We start from the raw sequence: 22,056 nt of genomic DNA, 5'->3' as shown, positions 1-22,056 counted from the left end.
ATGGATTTTGCAGGTGCCTATACACCAGATAATCTAAAGTTTTTATTAGAAGGATTTTGGGTAACGCTCCAGGTAGCTTTTATATCCATTATTCTAAGTTTCATTATTGGCGGGCTTGTAGGTATAATCCGTTACGCAAAGGTGCCGGTGTTATCACAAATATTAGCTCTGATTGTAGAAACGGTACGTAATTTACCGCTGTTATTAATTATATTTTTTACGTATTTTGCTTTGCCGGAGGTGCGAATTAAACTGGAAATCATTCCGGCAGCCATTGTTGCCTTGACAATTTTCGAGTCTGCCATGCTTTCTGAAGTCATTCGAAGTGGGCTTAAATCGATTGATAAAGGCCAAATGGAAGCTGCCCGTTCATCAGGCTTGAGCTATACACAGGCATTGATACATATTATTCTGCCCCAAGCGCTGCGCCGCATGGTTCCTCCTATTGTCAGCCAATTCATTTCATTATTAAAGGATACCTCTTTAGCTGTTGTTATCTCTTTACCGGAACTGACTCATCATGGCCAAATCATATATGGACAAAGTCAAAAGTACTTAATACCTATTTTGATCCTGGTGGCTCTCATGTATTTCATTGTTAACTATTGTCTTTCTTTGGTAGCCCAGAGACTTGAATTGAAACGAACCTAAGAAAACGACTCAGAAATGAGTCGTTTTCTACTTGTCTACAAAAGGTGGTTCGGATTGATCTCACCTCGGACCATGGTTATAAAATAAGGCTTGGATATCCTCATGTATTTTTACAATGGTTTGTATAATTTGAACGTAGGGAACTCGCTTTCCGCCCTTGACGCACTTTGCGGGTCTCCCTTGGGCGCGCTTTGCCTTCAGGAGTCTCGTAGCTGCCGTTCCAATCAACTGGAATGTTTTAATAAAAAACTGTAGGACGGTCTCATCCCGATTTCCTGTCACGATTTTTCCATGGGAATGATTACCATGATTTTTTTCTCATTTATATGGGATGAAACCTCAAAAGATTGAAGAAGTTTGCGACACTCCTGCCGAATTGCTGGCTAGCCAAGACCCTGCTAGAGGCTTGGCAGACAGTCGGCGGAAAGGGAGCGGATATTTGAAATCAACTGGAACGTTTTTTAGAAAAACTAAAGGCAAACTGGCATTCTTCGAATTTGTCTATAGTCTCAAACGATTCAGATAGAGGGTTTTTTACATGTATGAATCCGACCAGGTGCATGATGAATTAACCGGCAGGATAGCTTGGAATATTAGAGATGAATGAGTACACAAAAAAATGAATCTTTTGCTTTTATTAACCGTATATATAAAGGAAGAAAGAAGGTGGAATATATGTCGGAAATCAAACAAAGCAATAGCAAAGCGATTGTAGCATTGATCATGGGGGTATTATCGCTGTTAATTCCATTCATAGGAATCATATTAGGTATTCTAGGTTTAATATTTGCATCGAAGAGTAAACAAGAAATTAAGCTTACTGGTGAATCTGGAAATGGATTAGTGACAGCTGGAAAAGTGTGCAGCATTATTGGAATAATCTTGAATGTTGTCGTGATCCTGATCTTCCTGGTGTTTTTTTATTTCGCAGTTAGTACGGACATAACAACCTATTGAATGTAACTTGACAAACAAAGAAAAGTAAATTAAACCTATAAAAAATGGAAATTCATGTTATAATTAATTTAAAAACCTGAATATTGTATGAAGGGATGATATTTTGACCATTCAAATCTTTGAGTATCCAGCCGTATTCTATTATGAAAAGCACCCGTTGATTATCGATTCTTTTTCCGTTCAAGTTTGTTTCCCGGATTTTAGGCGAGAAGGTATTATTTCTTCCGTTAGCGGTAGGAATCGGGTAGATGCCTTAGCTTGTGCTCAAGAACTGTTGGAAGCCATGGTCGAACATTTTATTCACGATAAAAAAACAATCCCGGATGCAAGTGAAATGGAAAAGGTGAATCTGGATAGGGGAATTAATATTTGTGAGGCTGCACCCTTCAGGATTGAAATAGAAAATATCACATATGAAAAATAAAAAAACCTTGCCGATTAGGGGACAAGGTTTTTATTTTGTATTTTTTTACATTCAATGAACATTTTATAACCCGGAATGTCAAACCAAAATGAGTATATGGTTTACTATTTTTTGAGTTAGCTGAAGTCGAAGGTGAAAATGATTCCACTGCATACTTGAAAAACCATCATTACCTGTAAAAGGAATGAAGGTTTTTTGTTTCGCTTGAATCCTTTTAATTATTTTTTATTTTTGGGTAAAGGATATTGCGTTCTTAATAACGAATATGTATAGTATAGGTAACATAGGTAAAAAGTATCAATAGTTATATATTTTGGAGGTGTATGTGTGAAATATTATATAGCATCAGACGAAAAAAATATGAAGCAAGTAAGGTCATTGATCAAGAAATTGACTTCAAAAGGGTTTACTTGTGTGAATGACTTGAATTTAATTACGAATGATGAGAAAAACCAAATAACGGACGACATTGGAGAATATGAAAAAAAGGGGATTGAGGAAGCCGACTTCATGCTGATCTTCCTAACAGCAGGAAAAGGCAATCTATATGAGCTTGGATATGCTTTATCTTTAAATAAGAAAATTATTGTGTATTCACCAGAGAAAGACAATTATCATATTAATAAAAAATCAATATTTCATAATCTGCCCGAGGTTACAATCTGCAGCGGGACCTTTTATAAGCTGGTTAAATTGATACATACGCTTTCTCCGGAAGGATCTGAAAAAGACTCACTGCATCTAAAATGAATGTCAAATGTAAAATTTAAAGGAAACCCTCAAATAAAATTTCTTTTGAACGAAGTGTTTAATGTATTAAAAATGAGGGTAAAGACCATTAAAAAAGGGAGAGGACTGTTTTGGCCATTATTGATATCGACCAATTATTGTCAGCCACTGAAGCGATTGCAGAAGAGTCAGTTCCATTCCATCTTGATACATTTGACATCGATCAACTTTTAGATAAAACGGATTATTGGAATTGGTAAGGAAAAGCATGCCCAGAGAGGATATGCTTTTTTTCTGAGTGAAAAATAACCTGATTACCGGTATGAAAATAATACATGTAATCAGGCAAGTGAGAATATTTTAGATAAAGTTAAAAACGGCGTCCTTTTACGAATCCTAAAATCACAAACATCGCGATGGTACCAATTACAAAAATTGCTTTAATGGATGTTAAGAGAATTTCATCGTACATTTGTATTACCTCCTTGTATGTAATGACAATGCGATTATGATTAGCTGTTGATGTATAAATTATAACATAAAGTCAATAACGGATGGTGGAAAATTAAAGACGATATGGGTAATAATGTATAGTTTGTACATATAAAACATAAAAAAAGATATCCTCTAAACAGTGGATATCGATAATGAAAATTATTTAAGTCCAAGCGCTTTTTTCGTTTTGGGTCCGACGACCCCATCGGAAGTGAGTTTTTTGGCTTTTTGAAATTTCTTTACAGCAGCTTCAGTATTTTTTCCAAATGACCCATCTACTCCTTTAGTGCTGTATCCAAGTTTAGTTAATCTTTTTTGCAGTTCAATTACTTGGGGGCCACTGCTTCCTTTCTTCAGGGAAGCGTTGGTATTTACGGGTAGGCTCACAGATCCGCTCACTTTATATCCATTCGTGGCAGCTATGGTGGCAAATGATTTATTCGAACTGGCAATCAACACTACAGTGTTCATTTTTACCCTATCGTACAGCCATTGAACATCATTGTTATACATACGAATACAACCGGCACTTATATATTTCCCAATGGTGTTAGGATCATTATTGCCGTGTATTGCGTACGTATTTCCTGGTGTATTCCTTGCATTGATCCCCAGCCATCTTTTACCTAGAGGGTTTTTTGGGTCTCCGCCTCTAATGTTGCCTTTATAATAAGGCCGATTCACAATTTTTGTCACTACCTTGAACTTTCCTTCAGGAGTGTAGGATGCTTTCTTTCCTGTCGCCACGCTGAATACCCTCACCAAATTATCATTTTCGTAATAGGCAAGCTGATTATTGGCTTTATTGATGATAATCAGTTGTCTTGCTGCCGCATCTGAAGTATTACTGAACCCAACAAAACTAAAAGCGAATATTAATATAAATACAATTAATTTTTTCATTTTTTTCCCCGTCCCTCATTTAAGCAACCTACATTTACACATATACTATCCTATGCATGAAGTGAAGCTAGAGTGACAATTTTTTAAAGTGGGGGTAGACTAAAAATGTGTAATATTAAACCCAGAGCACTTTCTGCTTTTTTGCATACCCAGAAAATGATGGGCACTAATTTTGGCCATATTACATACATTATTGAAGTGAAAGCGGAGGTGGGTAAGAATTGTCACGCCTAAAGGTGGAGGACTATCTAGAACAAGGCATCCATGGTCCAAAAGAAATCAAGCCTGGTGAACGTAGGGAATTTCTGGGCACATTACGGGAGCGCGTCGTCATCGTCCTAAAAAAAAGGCAAGTCTTTGAAACGAATGTATATCCGGAGATAGAGCAAATGATGAAGAAGCATCCCCGTTCAAATTTGTTTTTAAATGGTCAGATGGACTATCAATATTTAGGGAAATATATAAAATTGGCAATGAGTCATAATATTCCTTACAAAATTGTCCTAAACAAAGATCATAACTCCGATTTGGGTCTGGTATTAGCAGAAATTAATGCCATAAACAAAGAAGAAATTTATATCGAGAAGCAATATGATGTCCAGCAAGTTATTAAAAAGAAAAGCTTCAAAGCATTTTTCAAACGCTGTGTTAAAAAATTATTAAACAAACGTTGATAGAATTATCAACGTTTTTAGCTTGTCTACAAAAGGAGGCACGGAATGGTCTCACCCCGAACCATGATTTTAAAACAAAAATAGGTTATCCTTCTTGTTACGGTGAAATCAACTGGAACTTTTTTTTAGGGTTTGTAAAATTTGAACTTTCATTTCCACTCCAGGCACTCGCTTTCCCCCGGGCGGTCCGGGGAGCCTCCTCGGCGTTCTTTGCCCCTGTGGGGTCTCCCTTGGACGCGTTTTTCCTGCAGGAGTCTCGCACCTTCCGTTCCAATCAACTGAATTAGACAATTCTTTATGGTTTTTAACTGTTTTAAACCCTCACTAGATTGAAGAAATATGCGGCACTCCTCCCGATTAACTGGCTAGCCAAGCCTCCAAAGACGCTTGCGTCGAGGAGGCTTGGCAGACAGTCGGCGAAAAGGGAGCGGATTTCGGAAATCAATAGGAACTTTTTTGAAATAAAAACTGCAGGCAAACCCGCTTCTCATAGAGGTTGACTACAATCTAAAACGTTGAGGGGATGTCCTTTTTTAAAAAAATACTTCTAATAGGATTACTAAGGATATAGCTCCATTATTAAGGTGCGTAGACAACCATACTTGTTTATGTAACCCTTTTCCGTAATCTATAAAACCTCCTGAAATTCCCTATAATTGTTTTTACTACGGAATAAGCGGGGATAGCGATTAAAATGCCAACGAAACCGTATATTGATCCTGCAGCAAGCAGCAATAAGATAATGGTAAGTGGGTGAATGTTAAGCCGTTTTCCCATAATATTCGGTGTAACCAAGTGCCCTTCGACCTGTTGAACAACGGTAAGGACAATGAGTACTTTCACTGCCAACCCAATGTCTTGCTGTAAGGCAATGAAAAGGGCAGGGATGATGCTTATTAATGGACCAAGGAATGGTACAACGGTAAAAATCATGGCGAATATGGCTAATACGAGTGCATAATCGAGACCGATAATCAGGTAGCCGATATACATCAAAGTCCCAATAACGATTGATATGATAAATTGACCGATAATATAAGTTGAAAGGGCTTTATCGACGTCTTTTAAAATCGTGTTCCCCTCTGATTCAACATCGTTCGGTATATATTTTAATAGAAATGGTCTTAATTTACCTCCATCCTTCAAGAAATAGAATAAAATGAATGGTGTAATGACCAATACTGTTAATACACTAGTGATCGTGGAAAAAATGGTATTGACATTCACTAATAGTTTTTCCGAGTAATCTTTCAAATGCGAGACCGCTTTTCCTTTTAGAACTTCCATATTAACCATGCCAAAATCATTTTTTTCAATCATAACTTCAGATTCTTTAGAGAATTCCTTGACTTTGCTAGGGAGGTTTTCAGATAATTTTTGAAATTGGTCCACGATTACTGGACTTCCAAAGTAACTTACCATCCCAATTATGCTAAATATAATCAAAAACACGGTGAAGATGCTAGCTGACCTCGGGATAAATTCAGTTAATAAGTTAACGACCGGCCGTAATATATAGTATAAAAGCCCAGCCACAATAATTGGGAAAAACATGGCAGCAATGATTTTTTGTAGCGGCAGCAGAACGTAATCAATCTTACCTAGTAAAAAAATAATTAAAATGATCAAAATGGTCGCGCATGCATATTTGAAAAACGGTTTATTGATCCACAAGACTATCCCCCCTAATTCCATCTCTTACTTGATTCCCTGATTTAGCTTAATGTTAAACTAAATAACTTGTTCAAATGTTTGGTGCAAAACATGTTATAATGATGAATGTTTATCATTCAACTTTAATTCGATTGTAATGTTTCAATTTAGAAATGATCACAACTGCACGAGCAAAGGTTCCGGAGGGGATGACATAATCCATAAAATCTCCGGATGGGCTTCAGTTCCAAAAGATACACCGTTATGGCCATAAACAAACTAAAAAAAGGCATCATCAAAGGTAAATTCCGTTTAGGGAAGTTTACTTGATAATGCCTTTTGCAAGGTTTTAAATTAGGATATTTTACTAAATGTGTTCGTTACTCCTTGTTTCTGTTTACTTTGCATTTTTTTAATGTCGAGACGCAGCCAGATGGAGATGGCGAATGCTATCGCAATTAATACTGCGAAAACGTAGAATACCGGGATGTAGCTGTTCGTACTTTCCCTGATTGCAGTAACCAACATTGGTCCGCAAACCCCGCCTAGAGACCACGTAGTTAAAAGATAACCGTGGATGGCCCCAATTTCCTTAGTTCCAAATAAATCCCCGGCAAACGCAGGGAGATTTGAAAATCCTCCTCCATAACAACTAACGACCAGCAAGATGAGTCCTTGGAACAATAGTGTATTTGTAGTCGTTGGAAGTAAAAGGAACGCTCCGATTTGAATGATGAAGAAAATGACGAAAACATTTGGACGGCCAATATAATCAGATGCTGCTGCCCAGCCAAGTCTTCCTCCTCCATTAAAGATTCCCATAATGCCGACTAATGTTGCTGCACCTGCTACAGACAGACCAACAACGTCTTGAGCCATAGGTGAAGCTACAGAAATCATCATGATCCCTGCACTTGTATTTATCAATTTCATGGACCATAACATCCAGAAGTGTTTAGTTTTAACCGCTTCTTTTGCAGTTAATTGCCTTAGGTCTTTCTTTAGTTCTTTCTTACCGGACTCAATATCTTTCTTCATTCCTTCAGGTAGCCAGTTGGCCTTTGGAGGTGCAATATAGGATGCACCTAAGAACATCAGTATGAAATAGCCTGCTCCTAAAATATAATATGTAGTATAAATGCCAACGGATTCCATAAGGCTTGCAGCTACTGGGGCTGTAATGAGAGCTCCGGCACCGAATCCTAATACTGCCATTCCTGTTGCCAATCCCCGGCGATCTGGGAACCATTTGACTAAAGTGGATACTGGTGAAATGTACCCGATCCCCATGCCAAGTCCACTTAAAACTCCATATGTCAATAGGTAAAGCGGAAGTGAATCGACCATTACTGCTAAACCAGAACCGGCTTGTCCTAAGCCGAATAATACAGCTGCGACCATAGCAGACTTTCTTGGGCCATTTTTTTCCACGAATTTACCAAAGAAGGCTGCAGAAGTTCCTGCAAGCGCCATCATTATTGTGAATGCTAACGTTACTTCAGTTTCTGACCACCCCATAGTCTCAACTAAAGGTTTTTTGTATACGCTATAGGCGTATGCACCACCAATGGAAAGGTGAATGGCGATAGCTGATAAAGCGATTAACCATCTGTTTTTTGTCATGTTGTTACCCCTTTTCGTCAAAAATAAGAAAGTTGCATGCGTTTTATCTATAATATATCGTTTTGCATGCGTTTTATCTATCTTGTGGAATAAGTATATAAGATTATTATTTAGTAGTAAACTACTAAATTGAATTTCATGAAAATTTTTCCTCTTTATTCCATTGGATTAAAATTGGTAATGGCACGAAAAAACCACTTTATGAATCAGAATAAAAAATGATATATTTTCTTAGGTTTTATAATATACATATAAGTTTGTAGGTATCAGCTTTAAGTGTTTTTAGAGCACCTGTAATCACGAACTTGCTGCACATCTTTTTATTTATCGATTTTCCTGTTTACAAAAAGGGACGATTAAATTTACTTAAGGTGGCATGATGAAATAATTAGAATTATTCTCATTGGCTTTATTATAATTATTTTGTTAAAATAAACTAATATTTACGAGTTCAAGTTACCTTGGCGAACAATCGGAATGGATATTTTTTGAGAGGTTTCAGGAATAATTCATTCTTTTTTCAGGAATCATAGTCTGGAAATCAAAAAAATTTCATTTATTTTAAAAAAATTCCGAAAATTTCGTCTTAAAGGCTTGAACTATGATTCCTGATAGGAGTAAACTAATTAAAGATAGATTTTATGGAAGTGAAATCTTGTAAATTTAATCAACAAGGGGTTTTGGTAATGAAGGAACATGACATGCAAATCACGCTTAGTACAACAAAGAAAGAAAAACCACAGGCGGACCAGCTTGAGTTCGGTAAGCAGTTTACCGATCATATGTTTATAATGGATTACACACAAGGGCAAGGGTGGCATGATCCAAGAATTGTTCCTTATCAACCGCTCTCATTAGAGCCTTCAGCTATGATTTTTCACTATGGCCAATCCGTTTTTGAAGGATTGAAAGCATATGCAACACCTGAGGATGAAATTATCTTATTCCGTCCGGAAAAGAATTTCCAACGCTTAAATAGTTCAAATAGCCGATTATGCATACCGGATATCGATGTTGATTTTGCGTTGAAGGCCTTAAAGACTTTAATTAGCGTTGATAAGGATTGGGTTCCCCAGGCAGAAGGGACATCCTTATATATCAGGCCATTTATTATAGCTACTGAGCCATATCTAGGAGTTTCTCCATCGGATAAATATCAGTTCATCATCATCATGTCACCAGTGGGCTCGTATTATAAAGAAGGTATTCATCCAGTTAAAATTGCAGTGGAGTCAGCTTTTACACGTGCAGTTAATGGAGGTACGGGTGAAGCCAAAACGGGCGGTAATTATGCATCGAGCCTGAAAGCCCAAGAAGTATCCGAAAAGATGGGTTATGCCCAAGTTCTTTGGTTAGACGGAGTAGAGAAAAAGTATATCGAAGAAGTTGGAAGCATGAATGTTTTCTTCAAAATTAATGGTGAAATCATCACTCCTGCTTTAAATGGAAGTATCCTTCCGGGTATTACTCGTGATTCCATTATCGAATTGCTGAAACATTGGGGTCTTCCCGTGTCGGAAAGACGCATTTCGATGGAGGAAGTCCATGAAGCCTATAAATTAGGTCAATTGGAAGAGGCCTTTGGAACGGGTACAGCCGCGGTCATATCACCAATTGGTGAATTTTTGTGGAATGGTGAAGAAATGATTGTTCAAAGCGGGGAAACTGGAGAACTTTCTAGAAAGCTTTATGATACACTGACAGGTGTGCAAACAGGTAAAGTCGCAGACGAGTTGAACTGGACTGCGAAAGTTGAAGAAAAAGTGACTCAATGATACTTAAACAAAAAAAACCTTCTTAGAAGGTTTTTTTTGTTTTCACATAATCATTTTGTGTCTTATGGCAACCGCGACGGCCTCTGTCCGATGATTCACTCCCAATTTCCTGATAGCAGAAGAAATATGATCTCTGACGGTAAATTCACTAACGCTCATTTTTGGTGCCATTTGCTTTAATCCCATTCCATTGGCTAAATATTGAAGGACCTCCACTTCACGTTTGCTTAGAAGGTAAGTGGGAGGGGCGGAATCCATTGTTGAACCGAAAGCCAGTTTTAAATAATGGGAAAGCTTCATTAAATCATTCTTGGTAATTGGCTCGTTGGCGTGAATGGGGTCGACCAAAACTAAACCGATGGCCAAGTCATTCACAATTATCGGAATGATTGCCAATGATGAGATGGAAAATCTTTTAACGTATTTTGCAGGGATGGAGGATTTTGCATGCTGGATGGTTAAGAATATGGGTTCGTTATGGATGACTGCTTGGTGGATGGGGTATATATCATGAATATTTTCTCTAACATTATGTAATGAAAAGGTATCTTCACTTGTACATGCACATATTCCTTCACCCATTCCCGTTAAACATGAGTAACTGAATAAAGATGCTCGTTGAAATGAAAAAAAATCCACACAGCCCTTTACGATCATTTGTGATTTATTTGCCATATCTTTTTGTTGGGAAATCTTTTTTACATGATTCAACAGAGTTTCCTCAAGCATTCGACTTTATTCCTCCCTACATTTTCAGTGCTAGGATAAATTCTACTAATATCTTACAATATAATGAAAACTCTTACAAATTAAAAAAATCCAGAGATTCAAAAGTTAATAATTTCAAGGAGGCATTACCATGAAAAGAATGAATTTAACGACCACCAGCAGGAGTTTTAGAGAAGGTTCCCTACCATTTAAACTTTATCAAAAGGCTAAGAAATTCGGAATATGGAATCCTCGTGACATTGATTTTAGCCAGGATAAAGAAGATTGGAAGTCATTTACTGATATTGAAAGGCAAGTGTTATTAAGGATCATTTCCCTTTTTCAGGGCGGAGAAGAAGCGGTGACTTTGGATTTGCTGCCGCTCATTATGACGATAGCCAAGGAAGGCAGGATCGAAGAAGAAATGTACTTAACGACATTCCTTTTCGAGGAAGCGAAGCATATGGAGTTCTTTCGTTATACGTTAGATCAAATAGGTGAAACGGGTGATTTGACGGTTTATCACTCAGACACTTATAAATCGATTTTTTATGAAATATTGCCTGAAGCGATGGAGAGACTTTTATCCGATCAATCCCCTGAAGCATTGGCGGAAGCAGCCACTGTTTATAATATGTTTACCGAGGGTGTACTTGCAGAAACTGGATATTTCGGGTTTTATCAGACTCTCGAAGCTAATAAAATGATGCCAGGTTTATTAAAAGGCGTGGGTCTGTTGAAGAAGGATGAATCACGCCATATTGCTTATGGGACCTTCCTGCTGCAGAGAATCATCAGTGAACATCCACATATCTTTAAACAGGTTGAAAAGAGAATGGAGGAACTTTCACCACTGGCCATCGCGTTAAATACGGAGGGATATGATCGGTTCGGAAATCCATTTGATAATGACCAACAAGCTATATTGAATTTTACCATGAAACAATTATCAGTGCGGATGGAGATTTTAGCCAGGGCAAAAGGAAAGGGGATTGAAGAGATCTATCAAACTAACGAAAAGGAATATGGGGTTTTGTAAAGCCAATAAAAGAGACAAGCTTAGTGTCCATTTTACATTTGCTAATGACTGGCCATCAGAAACTTGGTAGCAGGGCATGAACAATTCTTAATTGCGAATATAGACTAATATATCTGAGGTGAAATTTTATGATGGTAAATACTCATTCGAATTTTTGTTAAGGTCTTCAGTTTACAGTGGCACTAACACTCGTTCACTCATTCCGGACCTATTCAATGGTCTCGGGGCCAAAAGGATTCTACTCGTGAGTGATGCCGGGTTGGAAAATGCAGGTGTCGTTAAAAAGGTTGCCGAAACTTTTGAGCAACAGAAATTAGGTGCCAGAGTTGAAATAGTTGGACAGTTTCTGGATGTTACACAAGACGCTGCTAGTGAATGTGTAAACGCAGCATTGAAATATGCACGCGAAGTGAATGCCGATGCCATACTTGCCATTGGTGGAGGGAGTGTCATTGATACAGCAAAAGCATTGAAATTCGGATTATATAAAGGAATTACGGATATAAATGATTCGATACCAAGCGGTAATCTGTATGAGGGTTTTCCAAAAGCCCAATCCATGAATATCCCGCATATTTCCGTAGCCACAACAGCAGGGACCGGTTCTGAAGTATCCCCGATCGCGGTCATATACAATGAACATAAAAAAGTCAAAATGAATATATACAATGTTTTTTTAAGTTCGGATGTTGCCATTCTAGATCCCGAATTAACAGTCGGACTGCCGTCTGACATTACGGCGTTTACTGGTGCAGATGCATTGACACATGCAATTGAAGCGATCGTTTCACCTGCAGCGACATCAATAACCGATGCATATGCATATCAGGCCATTCGAGTTATTGAAAGAAACTTACCGAGGGCAGTAAAGGACGGAACGAACATTGAGGCCAGAATGGAAATGCTGCATGGAAGCATGATGGGAATCACTGCATTTTGTAGTGCACTGAATGCGATTCCGGTTCATAACTTTGCCCATGCATATGGGGCGTTATTCCGTATTCCGCACGGATTGGCCAATGCCGTGTTATTACCGGTCGTCATGGAATCAACCTCGGATTTATATCTTCCAAAGGCCCATTTGATAGCCGAAGCCTTTAGTGTGAAAATACATGATGAAGATTCAAAAGGGATCTTAGCGAAAGTGATAGAAAAGCTCCGCATTTTCCTATCTGAACTTGGGCTGCCCTCCGATTTCAGCGCATATGGAATTAACCAGTCAGATATGGGAAGAATTCTTAAAGCAGTAATGACGGATCCAGCTGCCACTAATTACCCGATGTCAGAGGAATTAATAATGTCAGTAGTTTCAAGAGTTTCAAGAGTTGCACCCGTGAGAATTAATTAATATTAAAAAAAGCCAGCCCATAAAGGTTGGCTTTTTTGCGTTGTGTAATAATTTCCATATGTTAAGTCCCAAAATTTTTCGTTCAGTCAGTTCGTTTCGATATATGATCTTTTAAAGGAGCAACCCCAACCGGAATCGACTCTTGTTAATGTTTTTTTCCTAAGTTCTCCTGTGCCAACTTTACAAGTTCCTTGACCATTCCTCCGCCTAACTTTCCGCCTATTTTTCCATTTTGCTTGGATGTCAGTTCACCGTTATAATCTTTTTTCAGGGGTACGCCCATTTCTTTTGCTACTTCAAACTTTGCTTCTTCGGGATTGTTTGTACCAGCAACTTTGGCTTTTAAATCATCGAGTCCTTTTCGCGCTTCAGATACTAAAATTTTCCTTCTCCTTGCCAATTTGCATCACTCCTATTTTTTTCTTAGGTTATCCTAATGTAAAGAAAATGATTAATATGCAGATCGAAAGTTTTTTAATTGGAATCCCGAAGAATCGGGAGGCAGTCATACACTCTTAAATAAAGAAGTAAATATATAGGATGCGATTTATTGAGTTTATTTGCAGTCCGAAGAAGTTTTAGTTTATTTAAAGCGGGTAACATATAATAAAATGATTTAAGGAGAAAAATAATGCTGACTGCTAATTCAAGTTTGTTAACAAAAGAAGATATAACAAACCCCGATCGAGTGCCGCAATGGTTAATTAAGGAATATCAAACATTCCATAATACAGTGACCGATAAAACCTTTCCTTGTTATTTTGGTATGAAAGCTGAAAATAAAGGGGAACTTCGTTATGCTTATATCACACAGGAAGATTGGTCCAATCTCCCAAAAGCAGTGGAAAGCTTTCTTGATTTATTTCAGGAACCACCATATATCAGGCATGGCCTTTTTGTCTTTATGGAGCCTGAATCGATAGAGGGTGATATAGAAATTTACCGTAAAAGGTTTTGGGATATCCTGCAATACCTGCATAAAGCGGATAAAAAACCTTGGCCAATCGAAAAGCCGAAAGATCCCGAGCATTATTTATGGGACTATCATTTTGCAGGGCAACCAATCTTTGTCTTTGGTAATGCACCTGCTTATAAACAGCGTAAAACCCGAGATTTAGGAAATAGCCTTGTACTTGGATTCCAACCCCGGATGATCTTTGAAGGCCTGGAAGGAACGGAAAAAGGCGGAATCATGTCGCGTGAAAAGGTTCGGGAACGAGTGGAGAAATGGGATAACCTTCCTAAACATCCTGATATCAGTCACTTTGGAGATGTAAATCATAATGAATGGAAACAATTTTTCATAGGGGATGATATAGAACCGATAAAAGGTAAGTGTCCCTTCCATCATAAAGAGTTAACTTAACCGAGAGCAAATTGCTTTCGGTTTTTTCGCATCTTAATTAGAAGGCATCAGGGATAAAAACTCAAGGAGTGGAAATTACGTAAAATGTACATTTGAAAATAAAAAACATATCTCTTGCCTTATTGGATTTTCAGTTTTATAATGTGAAAGTAGCAATTGCAGTTAATTCGAGATATATGGATTAAATGCTATTTTTTAAAAAACATACAAAAATAACAATTGGGGGAACTAAAATGTCTAAAGTATTATTTGTTAAATCAAATGACCGCCCAGCGGATCAAGCTATTAGTGTCAAAATGTATGAAACGTTTTTGAACACATATAAGGAAGCAAATAGTAACGATGAAATAACTGAATTGGATTTATTTAAACTGAACTTACCTTACTACGGAAATACAGCAATTACTGCCCTATATAAACGCAGCCAAGGTATGGAATTGACTGAAGAGGAAGTGAAGATTGCCGATATCGTGCAACAATACTTGAATCAATTCCTTGCTGCCGATAAAGTAGTATTTGCCTTCCCGCTATGGAATGCAACGGTTCCGGCACCATTGGTCACTTATATTTCTTATCTTGCTCAAGCGGGAACAACATTCAAATATACAGCTGAAGGCCCAGTCGGCTTAGCTGGAGGTAAAAAAGTGGCATTACTTAATGCACGCGGATCCGATTATGCATTGCCTGGAATGGATGCTGGCGAAATGGCAGAGAAATACGTAACGATGAATTTAAACTTATGGGGCATAACAAACCCAGAAACAGTTGTAATCGAGGGACATAATCAATACCCAGATCGCTCACAGGATATCGTTGCAGAAGGATTGGCGAAAGTTGCTGAAACTGCAGCAAAATTCTAATTACAAAAGCGGAAACCAGTATGTATTTTTAGCATACTGGTTTTTCTATGCAGATTTTTCTGAAAGTCGATTATAATAAAGAGTAAGCCTATAAGCATGAAAGGAAGTGCAGACAATATGCAAACGTTTAAATCACGTGACGAAATAAAAATAGAAGAAACATGGAACTTAAAGGATATTTACGATGATCAGTCTAATTGGGAAAATGATTTTCAAGAAGTCCTGAAGATGACAGAAAAATTAAAAACTTACGATGGACATATTCAGTCGGCTCAAGATTTGTTCGAGTATTTACGATTAAGTGAGGAACTTGGGTACATTTATAACAAGCTATATGTTTTTGCCATGCTGCAAGCGGATTTGGATACACGGGTAACCACATCACAAGCATTACTGGATCGGGCTGGTAAGTTAGGGCAGAAAATAAGTAATGCTTCTGCATTTTTCATGCCGTTTCTTTTGAGCCTGGAAGAACAAACATTAAAAGGGTACATAAAAGAAATCGAGGGTTTGAAATATTTTGAGGAGGATCTACTGGATTCCTTCCGCTATAAAGCCCATGTGTTAACGAAAGAACAAGAAGAGGTGCTTTCCCAAATAGGCGAAGCCTTTTCAGCACCTCAAAAAACGTTCGGGATGATAAACAATACTGATATTAAATTTGGGGAAGTTACGAATGAAGACGGCGAGAGGGTAGAGCTGACGCGAGGATTGTATTCCAAATTGATTGAAGACGATGATCGCGATAAAAGAAAAGAGGCCTATTTCGCCTATTATCAGCCATATGTACAATTGAAGAATACAATCGCTTCCACACTTTCCACAGCAATCAAGAATAATGTGAATCTGTCAAAACTAAGAAATTATCCATCTGCCTTGGAAAAATCATTATTTGGAGATCAAGTTCCAAAAGAGGTTTATGATAATTTGATTATGTCTACTAAGCAAAATATCGGACCCATGCATAAATATATTCATTTAAGAAAAAAATTGCTGGGTGTAGAAGAATTGCGTGCCTATGATTTAAGTGTACCATTAGTCGAAGGCGCTAAAGAGGAGATTTCTTACGATGATGGTTTTTCTTTGATGGTGGAAGCGCTGAAACCTCTTGGCGAAGAGTATATCACAATTCTGAAAACGTTTAAGGAAAAAAGATATATCGATGTCAGGGAAACACCTGGAAAACGTTCAGGTGCTTACAATATAGGACTTTATGGTGTTCACCCATTCATCTTATTAAATCACCGTGATGACTTAGACAGTGTATTTACACTTGCACATGAATCTGGACATGGCATGCATTCATACTATAGCTCAAAATACCAACCGCAAATAAGTGCTGGGTATTCCATTTTTGTCGCTGAAGTTGCTTCCACTGTGAATGAAATCCTTTTAATTCGCCATTTAATTAAGACTACAAAAGATGTACAGAAGAAAAAACACTTACTTAACCATTTCATAGATAGTTTTAAAGGAACATTCTTCACACAGGTGATGTTTGCGGAGTTCGAAAAGATCGTACATGAAAAAGCTGAAAATGATGAACCCCTAAATGCCGAGGTTTTTAATACAGCCTATGAATCGATATTTCGTGCTTATAATGGAGATGAAATAATTTTCGATGAAGAAGTGAAGTATGGCTGGTCACGCATCCCGCACTTTTATCGTCCGTTTTATGTCTACAAATATGCTACTGGTTACGTTTCAGCCATTACTATCGCTGATAAGATCCTTTCTGGGGACAAAAAAACACTTGAAAGTTATTTGACTTTCTTGAAAAGCGGGAGTTCTGATTTCCCATTGGAGCTGCTTAAGAAAACAGGCGTAGATTTAACTAAACCTGATCCAATCGAAAATGCAATGAAGATTTTCAGTGATCTGGTCGATCAATTCACTGATTTGACAGAAGGCTAATCTAAACCATTTCTTCCAAAAGAGCCCATGGTATGATGTTATAAAAAATGCTATAGTTAAAACATTGGCGTAGGAAAGGCCCAATCAATAGATTGGGCCTTATTTTATATGCTGAAGAAACAGGTAATTCGCGAAAAAAGTCATGGTGACAGCGTTTTTTAAACATCGGAGCCTAGCCAATGGGCCAGTTTCTTTGTACTTCAATGGCATATTTTGTGAGGAAAGTGAAAAATGAATTCGACAGTAAATTATATAAAAGAATGGCAGCAGGCACTTCAACTTGAGATCCTGCATTTGAAAAAGTATGGCAGCACAAAATACCTGGTTTCAAACGGCCATCTGCTTACAAGTGACGGTTCTTTCAATTATTATTTTGAAACAGGTTCATCGATAAAAATCCCTGTCGGTTCCCTCGTTCGACTGGAATGGGGAGGGATTAAACAGGATGGAAGAATCCTTTCATCAGAGGGGAAAAGTATAATCATTGTTTTTGATCGTTCGTTAGGCGATATGATCGGTGAAGCCTTTTTATATCATGATCCTTGGGAATTGCTGGAACAATTGATTGTCCGCTTGGATGAAATCAAGAGAAGCAAAAGGAAAAGGCTTCGGATCAAGCGACTGATGGATCCGTCCATGCCGCAAAAACATCCTTTAAATGAAAATCAAAGCAGTGTGAAAGAATTATATGCGCGCTCGAAGTTCAATCCTGTTACTTTTGTTTGGGGACCCCCTGGTACAGGAAAAACCTATACATTGGCTCGTACAGTAGCCAATCATTATTTACAAGATAAAAAAGTTCTGGTTTTGTCACATAGCAACCAGGCTGTCGATGTTTTGATGGCTGAAATTTCATCATTTATTAAAAAGAAAGATCGTTTCAAAGAAGGCGATGTGCTTCGCTATGGATCTCAAATCGGTGAATCACTAGCCATCCATGATGATATTGTTACAGGGCAATTATTAGGTAAACATGAACCGACATTAGTTAAAGAAAAAGAAGAGCTTGGCGAAGAGAAACGTCTATTAAAGTATGACTTGGCAGGGTCATTCAGTAAAAGGGATACAGATCAATTAATTGAGATAGAGAAAAAGCTGGCCAAGGTCTTGGAGAAAATCCGCCAAAAAGAGATTCAATTCGTAAAAGAAGCAAAAGTTATCGGGACGACCTTAGCTAAAGCCGCAAATGATGAAACGGTTTATCAAAAAGAGTATGATCTGGTTATTTTGGACGAAGCGAGTATGGCTTACGTACCTCAGGTAGCTTTTGCTGCAGCGTTAGCCAAACATATTATCGTTTGTGGTGATTTCAAACAATTGCCACCTATAGCTTCGGCTCGTGATTCCCTCGTGAAACTTTGGCTGAAGGAAGACATATTTCATCGGGCCGACGTCGCCCAGTCTGTTGAAGAAGGAGAACTCCATCCTCATTTATTCCTATTAAAGGAACAGCGCCGCATGCATCCGGATATTTCAGCATTCACTAATCGTGTCGTCTATAACAATTTTGTTGGCGATCATAAAAGTGTTGCGACTAGCAGGGAGGGCATAATGCTGTCGGAACCGTTTGCCAATAAGGCAGCAGTACTTCTTGATACTAGCTTAGCAGGGGAATATTGCATCACTGAACGGACATCCCACTCTAGAATGAATTTATGGCAATTGCTTTTATCTTTTCAACTGATTCATGAAGCTTATATGGGCGGATCAAGGTCAATTGGTTATGTTGCCCCTTACCGTGCTCAGGCAGACTTGATGGAAAAACTATTGGATGATTTATATGAGAAAGAACGGCAAACGGCGGATATCATCGCTGCAACTGTACATCGTTTCCAAGGAAGTGAACGTGAGATGATGATCTTTGACACTGTTGATAGTTATCCGCAAAACAGGGCTGGAATGTTATTGACAGGGAGAGAAAGTGAAAGGCTCATTAATGTAGCCATAACAAGGACTAAGGGTAAGTTCGTACATGTATGTGACACTTCATTTGTTAACAAACACGTTTATCGCAGCAAAACACTTCGTCAGCTTGTTGATCATCAAATTCAAAATGATCAGATTGTATCAAAGAAAGACATTGGAAAATGGGTTAAACACCAGCACCCGAGATTGAAATGGATGCATGCCCGTAAATTGGGGGACTTTCAGGAAGATGTTGAATCAACAAAACAAGAGATGGTTATCGCTGTTCCGGATTTGAACAGTTTGTCAGAAGAATGGCAGCAATATTTAATGAAACGAAACCCTGCAGTGAAATTGACGATCATTTCAGCAAAAAGAAACCCTGATATCAGCGCTGATCATTTTATTTGTTCACCTGTTTCTTTTTCCTTTATCATCTTTGATAAAAGAGTTGTCTGGCTAGGTTTGCCCGTAGAGTCCAATAATCGGGTCCAGCCCCCGTTTATAGCGGCTCGTTTGGATTCGCAAATAATGGCGGATGAATTACTATCTCAATTCAAAAAAAGTGAATAGCTTCGGAAAGGCCCTTAAAAAGGGCTTTTCTTCATTTGTGTTTATTCAAAAAAAACCTCGATAGAATAAGTGATGAAATGACTCCTTAAGTCACCTGCACAATTAATGTATTATATCAAACACCTCGCTAGAATATATTATTCACTTCTACTCCCCAATTTAGTTTCAACTCCTTATAATTTCCGTTAAAGGCTGCAAACTAAAAAAACAAAGCAAGCTTTTCAAGCGACTTTCGACTAGTTATGATTTACCATTAAGTTACGAAAGGCAAGAAAGGCGGTAACAAAATGAAACTGAGCATTTTGGATCAATCCCCAATTGCATCCGGACAGTCAGCACAAGAAGCATTGCAGGCATCATTACAACTAGCGCAAGAAGGGGATAGACTTGGTTATAGCAGAATCTGGTTAACTGAACATCATGATCTGCCGGGATTGGCCTGTTCCGTTCCAGAGGTTTTGATAAGCTACATTGGTGCACAAACAAAAAAAATCCGGATTGGATCAGGGGCAGTGCTGCTTCCGCATTATAAGCCATATAGGATAGCAGAGACTTATAATATGCTTGCAACACTTTTCCCAGGACGGATTGATATAGGACTGGGGCGTGCTCCTGGTGGATCTGCCGAAGCAACGATGGCATTATCCGATAATTTTCTTCAGAATGTTTACAAAATGCCAGAACTTGTTCAAGAACTGTTGTATTTTCTAAGAGATGAATTTCCGAAAGAACATCCTTTTTCAAATGTCTCAGCTGCTCCTATCCCAATGGTACCGCCTGAACCATGGATATTGGGAACAAGCGGGAAAAGTGCAAAACTTGCCGCTGAGAATGGAACTGCATATGCGTTTGGTGAATTCATGAGTGAAAGTGATGGCGTGCAGAGTTTTCACCAGTACCGTGAGGACTTTCAAACAAAAGGGTTACTTAAAGCACCTAAAACGATCGTTACGGTTTCGGCCATATGCGCAGAAACGGAGGAACGTGCGAAAGAAATCGCTCTTAGCAACATTCTATGGAAAATTCAAAGTGGACAAGGGGAAAGAAAGCAGGTTCCAAGTATAGAAGAAGTAAGGAACCATGATTGGACTGAAAAAGAAAAAGCATTGATGGAGACCATGGATAAAAAACTGATTTATGGTACGCCTTCACAAGTGAAGTATCATCTTTTGGAGATTCAGGAGAAATATCAAGCAGATGAAATCATGCTGATAACCATCACTCATAAGTTGGAGGATCGGCTTAATTCGTTTCGTTTGATTGCCAGGGAAATTCTTAACAGTTAATCCGTGCGAGCATTTTAAGTGCATTTTGTGTACATTTTCTATATGATGGCTTTGCGTCCAATTAATCATAATTGAAAGAAAGAAGATGAAGATATGAATGCTGATCAACATGCAAAAAAACTTAGCGACATTTCTTTTTCCGTTCTGGATCTGGCTTCTATCGTTGAGGGTGGTACAGTTTCGGGAGCTTTTAAAAATACAGTAGAATTAGCTAAACATGCGGAGCAATGGAATTACAACCGTTTCTGGGTTGCAGAACACCATAGCATGCCTGGGATTGCAAGCTCTGCAACGTCAGTGCTTATAGGCTATGTTGCAGGTAGGACGGAAAGGATTCGTGTGGGATCTGGAGGCATAATGCTACCGAATCATGCACCGCTGGTTATCGCAGAACAATTTGGAACATTGGAAGCAATGTATCCTGGTAGAATAGATTTAGGACTGGGGCGTGCTCCGGGAAGCGACCAATTTACAGCCATGGCACTCCGGGGTGATGTACGTAATAACGGACAGGATTTTCCTGAACAATTGGCACAGCTCCGTAGCTATTTAGATGCGGATTCTAAACATAATCGTGTTCGCGCCATACCTGGCGAAGGACAGGATATCCCGATTTGGCTGCTTGGTTCAAGCGGCTTCAGTGCAGCATTATCAGCACAGCTGGGATTGCCATTTTCATTTGCAAGCCATTTTTCCCCTGAAAATACTCAACCAGCTTTAGCTCGTTACCGCAATAATTTCCAACCATCCGACGTTCTCAATAAACCTTATGTCATGGTTGGTATCAATGTATTTGCAGCTGATACTACGGAAGAAGCGCAAAGGATTGCTACATCTTATCAACAGCAGTTCTTGAATTTGATACGGAACACGCCTGGTCAACTTGCTCCTCCAGTTGATACGATGGAAGGCCTTTGGACAGAATATGAAAAGGCCATTGTCATGAAGCAGCTGAACGCTTCCATTATAGGAAATCCAAAAGAGGTTAAAGAGCAGTTGCAGTCATTTTTAAATGAAACACAGGCGGATGAAATGATTATAAACTCTGCCATTTATGATCAGGATGCACGCCTTCGTTCTTATGAAATCATTGCAGAAGTTACTGGAATGAAATAAGTGTCAAAGAATGAGCTTGCAGATTACGTGTCTGCAAGCTTTTTTATAAAATACATA

General features: G+C 38.4%; 20 protein-coding genes. 15 read left to right on the top strand and 5 right to left on the bottom strand.

All coding sequences use genetic code 11. The features are described from left to right. The 5 genes from AC3ISB_RS15105 to AC3ISB_RS15085 all read left to right on the top strand — a co-directional run bounded on the left by AC3ISB_RS15105 (position 1) and on the right by AC3ISB_RS15085 (position 3,021). The gene (locus tag AC3ISB_RS15105) at positions 1-651 is read left to right on the top strand and encodes an amino acid ABC transporter permease (protein WP_098369524.1); all 651 of its coding nucleotides are present in this window, start codon (positions 1-3) and stop codon (positions 649-651) included. A 675-nt stretch (positions 652-1,326) separates the two neighbouring features. Further along, the gene (locus tag AC3ISB_RS15100) at positions 1,327-1,608 is read left to right on the top strand and encodes a DUF4190 domain-containing protein (RefSeq protein ID WP_098369527.1); all 282 of its coding nucleotides are present in this window, start codon (positions 1,327-1,329) and stop codon (positions 1,606-1,608) included. A gap of 103 nt (positions 1,609-1,711) precedes the next feature. Next, the gene (locus tag AC3ISB_RS15095) at positions 1,712-2,032 is read left to right on the top strand and encodes a type II toxin-antitoxin system HicB family antitoxin (RefSeq protein ID WP_076369562.1); all 321 of its coding nucleotides are present in this window, start codon (positions 1,712-1,714) and stop codon (positions 2,030-2,032) included. Between the two features lie 300 nt (positions 2,033-2,332). Next, positions 2,333-2,782: a nucleoside 2-deoxyribosyltransferase gene (locus tag AC3ISB_RS15090; RefSeq protein ID WP_311624969.1), complete on the top strand. Its 450-nt coding sequence runs from the start codon at positions 2,333-2,335 to the stop codon at positions 2,780-2,782. Positions 2,783-2,892: 110 nt separating this feature from the next. Continuing rightward, on the top strand, positions 2,893-3,021 hold the full coding sequence (locus AC3ISB_RS15085) for a hypothetical protein (RefSeq protein ID WP_260398137.1): 129 nt from the start codon (positions 2,893-2,895) through the stop codon (positions 3,019-3,021). Between the two features lie 394 nt (positions 3,022-3,415). On the opposite strand, the gene AC3ISB_RS15080 is transcribed toward AC3ISB_RS15085, so the two are convergent. Then, on the bottom strand, positions 3,416-4,159 hold the full coding sequence (locus AC3ISB_RS15080; RefSeq protein ID WP_141994700.1) for a L,D-transpeptidase family protein: 744 nt from the start codon (positions 4,157-4,159) through the stop codon (positions 3,416-3,418). Between the two features lie 221 nt (positions 4,160-4,380). Here AC3ISB_RS15080 and AC3ISB_RS15075 point away from each other — a divergent pair, with 221 nt between their 5' ends. Further along, the gene (locus AC3ISB_RS15075) at positions 4,381-4,833 is read left to right on the top strand and encodes a YueI family protein (protein ID WP_286178826.1); all 453 of its coding nucleotides are present in this window, start codon (positions 4,381-4,383) and stop codon (positions 4,831-4,833) included. A 606-nt stretch (positions 4,834-5,439) separates the two neighbouring features. Here the strand turns inward: AC3ISB_RS15075 and AC3ISB_RS15070 are convergent. Next, positions 5,440-6,507: an AI-2E family transporter gene (locus AC3ISB_RS15070; RefSeq protein WP_141994701.1), complete on the bottom strand. Its 1,068-nt coding sequence runs from the start codon at positions 6,505-6,507 to the stop codon at positions 5,440-5,442. Positions 6,508-6,840: 333 nt separating this feature from the next. Further along, positions 6,841-8,109, bottom strand: a complete 1,269-nt coding sequence (locus AC3ISB_RS15065; RefSeq protein ID WP_098369531.1) for an L-lactate MFS transporter — start codon at positions 8,107-8,109, stop codon at positions 6,841-6,843. A 686-nt stretch (positions 8,110-8,795) separates the two neighbouring features. Here AC3ISB_RS15065 and AC3ISB_RS15060 point away from each other — a divergent pair. Then, on the top strand, positions 8,796-9,884 hold the full coding sequence (locus tag AC3ISB_RS15060; RefSeq protein ID WP_141994439.1) for a branched-chain amino acid aminotransferase: 1,089 nt from the start codon (positions 8,796-8,798) through the stop codon (positions 9,882-9,884). Between the two features lie 42 nt (positions 9,885-9,926). On the opposite strand, the gene AC3ISB_RS15055 is transcribed toward AC3ISB_RS15060, so the two are convergent. Beyond that, complete coding sequence (locus tag AC3ISB_RS15055) at positions 9,927-10,613, bottom strand: response regulator transcription factor (protein WP_098369533.1); 687 nt, start codon at positions 10,611-10,613, stop codon at positions 9,927-9,929. A gap of 130 nt (positions 10,614-10,743) precedes the next feature. Between AC3ISB_RS15055 and AC3ISB_RS15050 the strand changes: the two genes are divergently transcribed. After that, positions 10,744-11,631: a R2-like ligand-binding oxidase gene (locus AC3ISB_RS15050; RefSeq protein WP_098369534.1), complete on the top strand. Its 888-nt coding sequence runs from the start codon at positions 10,744-10,746 to the stop codon at positions 11,629-11,631. A gap of 118 nt (positions 11,632-11,749) precedes the next feature. Continuing rightward, on the top strand, positions 11,750-12,979 hold the full coding sequence (locus AC3ISB_RS15045) for an iron-containing alcohol dehydrogenase (RefSeq protein WP_489273650.1): 1,230 nt from the start codon (positions 11,750-11,752) through the stop codon (positions 12,977-12,979). Between the two features lie 145 nt (positions 12,980-13,124). Here the strand turns inward: AC3ISB_RS15045 and AC3ISB_RS15040 are convergent, their stop codons facing one another. Beyond that, a complete protein-coding gene (locus tag AC3ISB_RS15040) occupies positions 13,125-13,379 on the bottom strand; it encodes an alpha/beta-type small acid-soluble spore protein (RefSeq protein ID WP_489273649.1) in 255 nt (84 codons plus the stop codon). A gap of 231 nt (positions 13,380-13,610) precedes the next feature. Here AC3ISB_RS15040 and AC3ISB_RS15035 point away from each other — a divergent pair, with 231 nt between their 5' ends. The 6 genes from AC3ISB_RS15035 to AC3ISB_RS15010 all read left to right on the top strand — a co-directional run bounded on the left by AC3ISB_RS15035 (position 13,611) and on the right by AC3ISB_RS15010 (position 21,999). Beyond that, positions 13,611-14,345, top strand: a complete 735-nt coding sequence (locus tag AC3ISB_RS15035; protein WP_098369536.1) for a YqcI/YcgG family protein — start codon at positions 13,611-13,613, stop codon at positions 14,343-14,345. Positions 14,346-14,530: 185 nt separating this feature from the next. Continuing rightward, positions 14,531-15,205 (top strand): FMN-dependent NADH-azoreductase, encoded by a 675-nt coding sequence (locus AC3ISB_RS15030; RefSeq protein WP_489273648.1) that lies wholly within the window; start codon positions 14,531-14,533, stop codon positions 15,203-15,205. A 117-nt stretch (positions 15,206-15,322) separates the two neighbouring features. Beyond that, entirely contained in the window at positions 15,323-17,119 is a 1,797-nt protein-coding gene (pepF, locus tag AC3ISB_RS15025; protein ID WP_489273647.1) for an oligoendopeptidase F, read from the top strand. 231 nt (positions 17,120-17,350) lie between these two features. Beyond that, a complete protein-coding gene (locus AC3ISB_RS15020) occupies positions 17,351-19,597 on the top strand; it encodes an AAA domain-containing protein (protein WP_489273646.1) in 2,247 nt (748 codons plus the stop codon). Between the two features lie 287 nt (positions 19,598-19,884). After that, entirely contained in the window at positions 19,885-20,883 is a 999-nt protein-coding gene (locus tag AC3ISB_RS15015; protein WP_141994433.1) for an LLM class flavin-dependent oxidoreductase, read from the top strand. A 93-nt stretch (positions 20,884-20,976) separates the two neighbouring features. Further along, entirely contained in the window at positions 20,977-21,999 is a 1,023-nt protein-coding gene (locus tag AC3ISB_RS15010; protein ID WP_098369541.1) for an LLM class flavin-dependent oxidoreductase, read from the top strand. Positions 22,000-22,056: the final 57 nt, after the last annotated feature.

The sequence above is a fragment of the Peribacillus sp. GL_122 genome (assembly GCF_057835005.1).
This window is presented reverse-complemented; position numbering and strand designations above follow the sequence as displayed.

Excerpts from the sequence above, each read along its gene's own strand:
- AC3ISB_RS15030 (WP_489273648.1), top strand. The coding sequence starts at position 14,531 with ATGCTATTTTTTAAAAAACATACAAAAATAACAATTGGGGGAACTAAA.
- AC3ISB_RS15055 (WP_098369533.1), bottom strand. The coding sequence starts at position 10,613 with ATGCTTGAGGAAACTCTGTTGAATCATGTAAAAAAGATTTCCCAACAA.
- pepF (WP_489273647.1), top strand. The coding sequence starts at position 15,323 with ATGCAAACGTTTAAATCACGTGACGAAATAAAAATAGAAGAAACATGG.
- AC3ISB_RS15105 (WP_098369524.1), top strand. The coding sequence starts at position 1 with ATGGATTTTGCAGGTGCCTATACACCAGATAATCTAAAGTTTTTATTA.
- AC3ISB_RS15065 (WP_098369531.1), bottom strand. The coding sequence starts at position 8,109 with ATGACAAAAAACAGATGGTTAATCGCTTTATCAGCTATCGCCATTCAC.
- AC3ISB_RS15060 (WP_141994439.1), top strand. The coding sequence starts at position 8,796 with ATGAAGGAACATGACATGCAAATCACGCTTAGTACAACAAAGAAAGAA.
- AC3ISB_RS15050 (WP_098369534.1), top strand. The coding sequence starts at position 10,744 with ATGAAAAGAATGAATTTAACGACCACCAGCAGGAGTTTTAGAGAAGGT.
- AC3ISB_RS15015 (WP_141994433.1), top strand. The coding sequence starts at position 19,885 with ATGAAACTGAGCATTTTGGATCAATCCCCAATTGCATCCGGACAGTCA.
- AC3ISB_RS15035 (WP_098369536.1), top strand. The coding sequence starts at position 13,611 with ATGCTGACTGCTAATTCAAGTTTGTTAACAAAAGAAGATATAACAAAC.
- AC3ISB_RS15010 (WP_098369541.1), top strand. The coding sequence starts at position 20,977 with ATGAATGCTGATCAACATGCAAAAAAACTTAGCGACATTTCTTTTTCC.
- AC3ISB_RS15080 (WP_141994700.1), bottom strand. The coding sequence starts at position 4,159 with ATGAAAAAATTAATTGTATTTATATTAATATTCGCTTTTAGTTTTGTT.
- AC3ISB_RS15100 (WP_098369527.1), top strand. The coding sequence starts at position 1,327 with ATGTCGGAAATCAAACAAAGCAATAGCAAAGCGATTGTAGCATTGATC.
- AC3ISB_RS15020 (WP_489273646.1), top strand. The coding sequence starts at position 17,351 with ATGAATTCGACAGTAAATTATATAAAAGAATGGCAGCAGGCACTTCAA.